We start from the raw sequence: 1089 nt of genomic DNA, 5'->3' as shown, positions 1-1089 counted from the left end.
TAATCGTAACTTATGATTGTTAACTCTCCATAAAACGGATGTATAGATTTTGTAAAAGAAACAAGGTTGTGAAGTCACGAAGAACAACCCCGATCTGAAAAGCAGACCGGGGTTGTGGGGAGGCAAGCTATAGGTTGAAGGGGTTCATGCAGGATTAAACGGTACGCCGGATCCGGAAGGTGAACACGTCGTTGCGCAAATAATCCAAGGAGTACATCACAGGGTTATTCGCTTCGTCATAATGCACTTGCTTTAATAACAGCACGGTTGTTTGCGGATGCAGCAGAAGCCGCTGGCAGTTGCGGTCGATGTGCAGCGGGACACAAATTTCTGAGTCAGCGGTTACGATTTTGCGGCCAAGCTGCGATTCGAAGAAGCTGAGGAGCGAGCCTTGGAACTCACCTCTTTCGAACGCTTCCCCTGCGAGTTTCTTTGAGATCGTATTGATGGAGTACGCTACAGGTTCGGCGTTGGCCGTACGAATACGCTCCAGTACAATGACAGGGTCACCAGGTTCCAAACCGAGTGCTTCTGCGACATCCTTCGAGCAGGAATCCGTCTTGAGCGAGACGCGGCTTTCACCTTCGTCTAGCTGTGCTGAGCGTATCATAGAACCGACACTCGACAATTTCTCAAGGGAACTCGGGATTACTGGCAACGGCGGGATCACGAACGTGCCTACGCCGTGCTTCACCAGCAGCTTGCCTTCTTCCTCCAGGATTCGGACGGCGGAACGAAACGTTTCGCGGCTGACGCCGAATTCCTTGGCCATCTGAACCTCTGAGGGGAGACGTTCTCCGATTCGAATTCGTCCGCTTTCCATCATCGATTCCAGCTGCTGCTTAACCACATGATGCTTTGCTTGCATATTAGAATCTACTCCTCTAGACAACGGTAATGTAACCATTTTGAGGGAAAACCCGAATTGTTGTCAAGAGCAATAGTTGAGTCCGGGGGATTACATTAAACGGTGGGTGACAGAAATGGGAAGTTTTTCTCCCACAACAATTTGTGTCGTCGGACAACATTTGCTGCTTTCTGGGGATTGCATATGCTGCTAGACTTTACAATGGCCACGGAGAATCGGTA

General features: G+C 49.7%; 1 protein-coding gene. It reads right to left on the bottom strand.

Features of this window, described 5'->3' with window-relative positions; genetic code table 11:
• Window positions 1–154 precede the first annotated feature (154 nt).
• Entirely contained in the window at window positions 155–868 is a 714-nt protein-coding gene (locus LRL21_RS44675; protein ID WP_240422198.1) for a GntR family transcriptional regulator, read from the bottom strand.
• Between the last annotated feature and the right edge of the window lie 221 nt (window positions 869–1089).

The sequence above is a fragment of the Paenibacillus periandrae genome (assembly GCF_022458865.1).
GTDB lineage: Bacteria > Bacillota > Bacilli > Paenibacillales > NBRC-103111 > Paenibacillus_S > Paenibacillus_S periandrae.
Note: the sequence above shows the minus strand (reverse complement) of the source record. Positions and strands in the feature narration are given on the sequence as shown.

Coding starts and splice junctions, on each gene's coding strand:
- LRL21_RS44675 (WP_240422198.1), bottom strand. CDS start 868: ATGCAAGCAAAGCATCATGTGGTTAAGCAGCAGCTGGAATCGATGATG.